Genomic DNA, 6,000 nt, shown 5'->3' with positions numbered 1-6,000 from the left:
CAGGCTCGTCGGCATGATCCTCACCGACACCAACGACGAATGGACCATCGACGAACGCCGCTACCTCTCCGAAGGATCCATGGCCCTCCTCGCCGCCATCAGCGATAATCAGACCATCGCCGCCATCCCCGGCAGCGACCAGTAGGCACCGAGGCAATCACCCCGGAAAGCCCACCACCCGCAGGGACGCGATCACGAGACGCGACGAAACGAGCGAGTCAAGGCGTGGAACAGCACGAAACGGGACGTGACGAGACCCGGGGGCGGGTCTTTGAATCAGGATTAGCGCAGTAGGTTCGACTCCTACCCGGGGAGCTGTGAGCGCCAGGAAACGTGCTCCGGCCAGGCATGACGCTCAGCACGCAGCGATGCCGGCCGAAACCGCGAGCCGGCCTGGCCACAGTTTCTGGCCACAACCGGGGGCCCAATCGTCGAGTGACAACAGCGTCGAGCCCTGTCCACTCCGACTCGACAATTTGCATGCCAATGTTATATAACTAAGGCATGCATACCCCCTCCGCCTCGGAATCCCTGGTCCGCGCGGCCGCTGGGCTGTCCCGCTGGGCCAGCGCACAGGCCGACCTGGGCGCCCCGGCGGCCACCCTGCGCCTGCTGGTGATGGTCGAGGAGCAGGGGCCCATCCGGATCGGGGACCTGGCCGAGGCCGATCACACCAGCCAGCCGGCCGTCACCCGCCAGGTCGGACGCCTGGAGACCCTCGGCTGGGCCGCACGCACCCCCGACCCCGACGACGCCCGCGCCTGTCTGGTCACCATCACCGAGCCCGGACGCCGGGCGCTGGTCCGCGCCCGCCGCGCCCGCGGCGACGCGCTCGATCGTGTCCTGGCCGAGGCCGGCATCGCCGAGGACCGCGTCCAGGACGCCGCCGATCTACTCGAACACCTACTCACAGCCGCTCGCGCAGTGGCGGAAAAGGTCTGACACCAATGCTTCGCCAACCCCGCACCGTCTGGTCGGTCGCCTTCGCCTGCGTCATCTCGTTCATGGGCATCGGCCTGGTCGACCCCATCCTCAAACCGATCGCCGACGAACTCGGCGCCGGCCCGTCCGAGGTCTCCCTGCTCTTCACCAGCTACATGGCCGTGATGGGTGTCGCGATGCTCGGCACCGGCTGGGTGAGCAGCCGGATCGGCCCCAAGTGGACGCTGGCCATCGGCCTGCTGCTGATCATCACCGGTTCGGCCATGGCCGGGCTGCAGGACGGGGTGGCCGGGATCGTCGCCTTCCGCGCGCTGTGGGGTCTGGGCAACGCGTTGTTCATCGCGACCGCGCTGGCGACCATCGTCAATGCGGCCACCGGCTCGGTCGCCGAGGCGATCATCCTGTACGAGGCCGCGCTCGGCGTGGGCATCGCGGCGGGGCCATTGCTGGGCGGCTGGCTGGGCAGCATGTCGTGGCGGCTGCCGTTCTTCGGCGTGGCCGCGCTGATGGCGATCGCCCTGATCGCGACCCTGGTCACCCTGCCCAACGAGCGCGAGGAGCGGCATCCTACTCCGCTGTCGGCGCCGCTCAGGACGCTGCGCGATCCGGGTCTGCTGACCGTCGGCGTCACCGCCCTGCTGTACAATTTCGGCTTCTTCACCCTGCTGGCCTTCACCCCCTTCGCCCTCGAGATGGGGGCGCTGCAGATCGGCCTGATCTTCTTCGGCTGGGGCGCGCTGCTCGCGCTGTCGTCGGTCTTCGTGGCGCCCTGGGTGCAGCGCCGGGTGGGCACCTTCACCGGCATCGTCGTCGCGTTGAGCGGCTTCGCGGTCGTGCTGGTCGTCATGGGCGTCTTCGCCACCAGCCCCGGCGTCCTGGCGGCCGGTGTGGTGATCGCCGGCGCCTTCCTGGGCGTCAACAACACCCTGATCACCGAGGCCGTGATGAAGGTGTCGGACGCCGAGCGGGGCACCGCGTCCGCCGCCTACAGCTTCGTGCGGTTCACCGGTGGCGCGGTCGCGCCGTGGCTGGCCGGGCTGCTCGGCGAGTACGCGCTCGACCTGCCGTTCTGGGTCGGGGCCGTGGCGGTGTTGGCCGCCGTTGGCGTCCTCTTCCTCGCCCGGCAGCGCCTCCAGGTGCTGGACGACGAACCCGACCACGGCGTCGAACCGGTCGGATCGCTCACCGAAGCGCGCGCGGTCACCATCGGCGACGCCTGACCTCCCGTCCGAGGAGCGCGGACCGTGGGGACGGTTCTCGCGGTCCAGGCCCGGCCCGGCGCCGGATCTGTCGGGTCTCCACCGGCCCGCCCATCGACGTCGCGGCCTTCCATTAGGCTGGCGCACGGATCTTCGGATCGGCCGATGCCGGTGCGGAGACCGCGTGGACCTCGACCCTTGGAGATTTCGTGTCCCTTTCCGACCAAGGCCGTGTCGCGGCCGTCGTCATCATGGCGGCGGGAGCGGGAACCCGGATGAAGTCGGCCACCGCGAAGGTGCTGCACCAACTCGCCGGACGTTCGATGCTGAGTTACGCGGTCGAAGCGGCCAGCGCGGTCGAGCCCGAGCACCTCGTGGTCGTCGTCGGGCATCAGCGCGATCAGGTCACCGCGCACCTGTCCGAGATCGCGCCCCAGGTCGTCACCGCCGTCCAGGAGCAACAGAACGGCACCGGCGACGCCGTCCGCTCGGGCCTGGCGGCGCTCGGTGAGCTGGCCGGTGAGGTCGTCGTGACAAGCGGGGACGTCCCACTGTTGACCGGCGAGACACTGCAGTCGCTGGTCCAGACACATCGCGGCGAGGGCAACGCCGTCACCGTGCTGACCACCATCGCCCCCGACCCCTCCGGCTACGGGCGGGTGGTGCGCGACGCCGGCGAGGTGGTTCGCATCGTCGAACAGCGCGACGCCGGCCCCGACGAACTCGCGATCACCGAGATCAACGCCGGCATCTACGTCTTCGACGCCGAGACGCTGCGCGCAGGCATCGCCCAGCTCGGTGCCGACAACGCCCAGGGCGAGCTGTATCTGACCGACGTGATCGGCTTCGCCCGCGGCCTCGGACGCCGGGTCGGGGGCAGCGTGCTGACCGATTCGGTGCAGGCCGAGGGCGTCAACGACCGCATCCAGCTGGCCACCCTGAACCGCGAGCTGAACGCTCGCATCCTGCGCCGGTGGATGGCTGAGGGGGTGACCGTCATCGACCCCGACACCACCTGGGTGCACGACTCGGTCGACCTGGCCGCCGACGTCACGCTGCTGCCGGGGACCTCGCTCGAGGGCGCGACCTCCGTGGCGACCGGCGCCGTGATCGGACCGGACACCACCCTGGTCGACGTCGAGGTCGGCGAACGCGCCCACGTCGTCCGCACCCACGGCACGCTCGCCGTCATCGGGGCGGACGCCGAGGTCGGGCCCTTCTCGTACCTGCGGCCCGGCACCCAGCTGGGTGTCAAGGGCAAGATCGGCGCCTTCGTCGAGACCAAGAACGCGCAGATCGGCGACGGTGCCAAGGTGCCGCACCTCACCTACTGCGGGGACGCCACCGTGGGCGAGCGAGCGAACATCGGCGCCGGCACGATCTTCGCCAACTACGACGGGGTCACCAAGTCGCACACCATGGTCGGACGCGGTAGCTTCGTCGGCAGCGATTCGGTGCTGGTCGCTCCGGTCGAGATCGCCGACGGCGCCTACGTGGCGGCCGGTTCGACGATCACGGCAGCGGTCGGTCCAGGAGAGCTGGCCGTCGCCCGCGGACAGCAACGCAACATCGCCGGCTGGGTTGCCCGCAAACGACCCGGTACCGTGACCTCGGCGGCCGCCGAGGCCGCACTCGGTGCGACGCCGACCCAGCAGGAGGATGCCCAGTGAGCGGGATCAAGCGGCCCACCGAGAAGCACCTCATGCTGTGCACCGGCCGGGCGTTCCCCGAGCTGGCCGAGGAGGTCGCCGAACTGCTCGGCGTCGACCTCGTCCCCTCGCGGCAGGTCACCTACGCCAACTCCGAGATCTATGTCCGCTTCGAGGAGTCGGTGCGTGGCGCGGACGCCTTCGTGATCCAGAGCCATCCGGCGCCGGTCAACGAGTGGCTGATGGAGCAGCTGATCATGATCGACGCGCTGAAGCGTGCGTCGGCCAAGCGGATCACCGTGGTGTCGCCGTTCTACCCCTACGGACGCCAGGACAAGAAGCATGCGGGCCGCGAACCGATCTCGGCCCGGCTGGTCGCCGATCTGTACAAGACCGCCGGCGCCGACCGGTTGATGAGCGTCGACCTGCACGCGGCGCAGATCCAGGGCTTCTTCGACGGCCCCGTCGACCACCTGTTCAGCATTCCGGTGCTCTCCGACTACGTGGCGGCCAAGTACCCGCGGGAGAACATGACCGTCGTCTCCCCGGACGCCGGACGGGTGAAGCTGGCCGACAACTGGTCGGACCGGCTGGGCCTGCCGCTGGCGATCATCCACAAGCGGCGCGACCCGAACAAGGCCAACGAGGTGGCCGTGGGCGAGGTGGTCGGTGACGTCAAGGGCCGGGTCTGCCTGCTGGTCGACGACATGATCGACACCGCGGGCACCATCTGCCAGGCGGCGGCCGCGCTGCGCGAGCACGGGGCGTCCGGCGTCATCGCGGCGGCCACCCATCCGATCCTCTCCGGCCCGGCCGCCCAGCGGCTCAACGAGTCGGTGTTCGAGGAGATCATCGTCACCAACACCCTGCCGATCCGCGACGACCTGCACATTCCGAAGCTCACCTCGCTGTCGATCGCCCCGCTGCTGGCCAAGGCGATCCAGGAGGTCTTCGTGGACGGCTCGGTCACCTCGCTGTTCGGCGGCGTCGAGTAGCCGTCACTCGCGTCCGCCCGGGCGCGGCGCTCACGTCCTCGGACCTCAGCGTGCCGTCATCCCGGGCTTCCGATCCTCGTCATCCCGGGCTTCCGATCCTCGTCATCCCGGGCCTCCGGTTCGTCAGCCCGGGCTTGCCCGGGATCTCCGGTGGCGTCGTCCACGTGTTCGTGCGCTCAGACCTCGCGCACCGATTCCCGCACCCGCAACGGCATGTGCACTAGCAGGTGTTCGGGCTCGGCATCGCTGAGCAGCATGGCCATCGCCCGCCGCCCCATCTCTTCGTACGGGATCGCCGCCGTGGTGAGACCGGGACGAAGGTACGAGGCGATCACGTCGTCGTCGAAGGACGCGACCGAGATGTCGTCGGGAACCCGCAGGCCGTGCTCGGCCATCGCCTGGTAGGCCCCGAAGGCGAGTCGGTCGTTCAGGCACAGCAGCGCGGTCACCCGGACGCCGCCGGCGATCAGTTGCTGCATCGCCGCGTAGCCCTCCTGCGGTTCCCACACAAAGCTGTGATAGGTCCAGGCCGGTTCGACCCCGTACGCGGCGAAAGTGTCCAGAATGCCGGCGTACCGGTCACCGATGGTGACCGACTTGCGAGGATCGGCCGCTGACTCGGGGTCGTAGCCGATCAGTGCGATGTCGCGGTGTCCGGCTTCCAGCAGGACCCGTGCCACCCGCTGGCCGGCTTCGTACTCGGCGGGCAGCACGCAGGGGTGATCGAGTGGGCTGGTGGAGTTGATCAGCACCACGGGCAGCTCCGCCGGCACCGGCGGGACGTCGATCTGCTTGGCGCCCATCAGCCCGAACACCAGGGCGTCGGGCTGGCGGTCCAGCATGGCCGCCAGCGCCGCCCGCACCCGGCGCGGGTTGCTGCCGGTCTCGGCGATCAACACGGTGTGGCGATGCTGCTCGGCGACGTCGAGCAACCCGCGGATCATCGCCGAGGCGTAGCGCGTGACCGTCACGTCGTCGGAGAGGAAGGCGACGGTCTGGGTCTTGCCCAGGCGTAGGCTGCGTGCGGCGGGGTTCGGCCGGTAGTCCAGTTGCGCGGCAGCGGCCCGGATGCGCGTCGCGGCGTCCGTCGACAGCCGGCTGCCCGGACGGTCGTTGAGCACGAGGCTCGCCGCGGTGGGGGACACCCCCGCGAGGCGCGCCACGTCGGCCAGGGTGACTCTCTTCTGCTTCAACTCCGGCTCCCTCCCATCGCCT

At 69.8% G+C, this 6,000-nt stretch carries 5 protein-coding genes and 1 pseudogene; 5 read left to right on the top strand and 1 reads right to left on the bottom strand.

Annotated features, from left to right (window positions below; genetic code table 11):
• The 5 genes and pseudogenes from OIE40_RS12925 to OIE40_RS12905 form a co-directional block, all read left to right on the top strand.
• Window positions 1-145, top strand: a pseudogene (locus OIE40_RS12925) (IS256 family transposase); the annotation flags it as partial.
• 359 nt (window positions 146-504) lie between these two features.
• Window positions 505-942: a MarR family winged helix-turn-helix transcriptional regulator gene (locus OIE40_RS12920; protein WP_264702880.1), complete on the top strand. Its 438-nt coding sequence runs from the start codon at window positions 505-507 to the stop codon at window positions 940-942.
• A 5-nt stretch (window positions 943-947) separates the two neighbouring features.
• Window positions 948-2,162 carry an MFS transporter gene (locus tag OIE40_RS12915; RefSeq protein WP_264702878.1) on the top strand — a complete coding sequence of 405 codons (1,215 nt, stop codon included), beginning with the start codon at window positions 948-950 and terminating at the stop codon, window positions 2,160-2,162.
• 254 nt (window positions 2,163-2,416) lie between these two features.
• Window positions 2,417-3,811: a bifunctional UDP-N-acetylglucosamine diphosphorylase/glucosamine-1-phosphate N-acetyltransferase GlmU gene (gene glmU / locus OIE40_RS12910; protein WP_413774497.1), complete on the top strand. Its 1,395-nt coding sequence runs from the start codon at window positions 2,417-2,419 to the stop codon at window positions 3,809-3,811.
• A 32-nt stretch (window positions 3,812-3,843) separates the two neighbouring features.
• Complete coding sequence (locus OIE40_RS12905; protein WP_413774501.1) at window positions 3,844-4,785, top strand: ribose-phosphate diphosphokinase; 942 nt, start codon at window positions 3,844-3,846, stop codon at window positions 4,783-4,785.
• Between the two features lie 176 nt (window positions 4,786-4,961).
• Here OIE40_RS12905 and OIE40_RS12900 read toward each other — a convergent pair whose 3' ends face one another.
• On the bottom strand, window positions 4,962-5,978 hold the full coding sequence (locus OIE40_RS12900) for a LacI family DNA-binding transcriptional regulator (RefSeq protein WP_264702872.1): 1,017 nt from the start codon (window positions 5,976-5,978) through the stop codon (window positions 4,962-4,964).
• Between the last annotated feature and the right edge of the window lie 22 nt (window positions 5,979-6,000).

The organism is Micropruina sonneratiae (assembly GCF_025972045.1).
GTDB classification, from domain to species: Bacteria; Actinomycetota; Actinomycetes; order Propionibacteriales; family Propionibacteriaceae; genus Micropruina; species Micropruina sonneratiae.
Note: the sequence above shows the minus strand (reverse complement) of the source record. Positions and strands in the feature narration are given on the sequence as shown.

Bases quoted from the DNA above. Each gene is read 5' to 3' on its own strand.
- glmU (WP_413774497.1), top strand. From the start codon at position 2,417: ATGAAGTCGGCCACCGCGAAGGTGCTGCACCAACTCGCCGGACGTTCG.
- OIE40_RS12920 (WP_264702880.1), top strand. From the start codon at position 505: ATGCATACCCCCTCCGCCTCGGAATCCCTGGTCCGCGCGGCCGCTGGG.
- OIE40_RS12905 (WP_413774501.1), top strand. From the start codon at position 3,844: ATGCTGTGCACCGGCCGGGCGTTCCCCGAGCTGGCCGAGGAGGTCGCC.
- OIE40_RS12915 (WP_264702878.1), top strand. From the start codon at position 948: ATGCTTCGCCAACCCCGCACCGTCTGGTCGGTCGCCTTCGCCTGCGTC.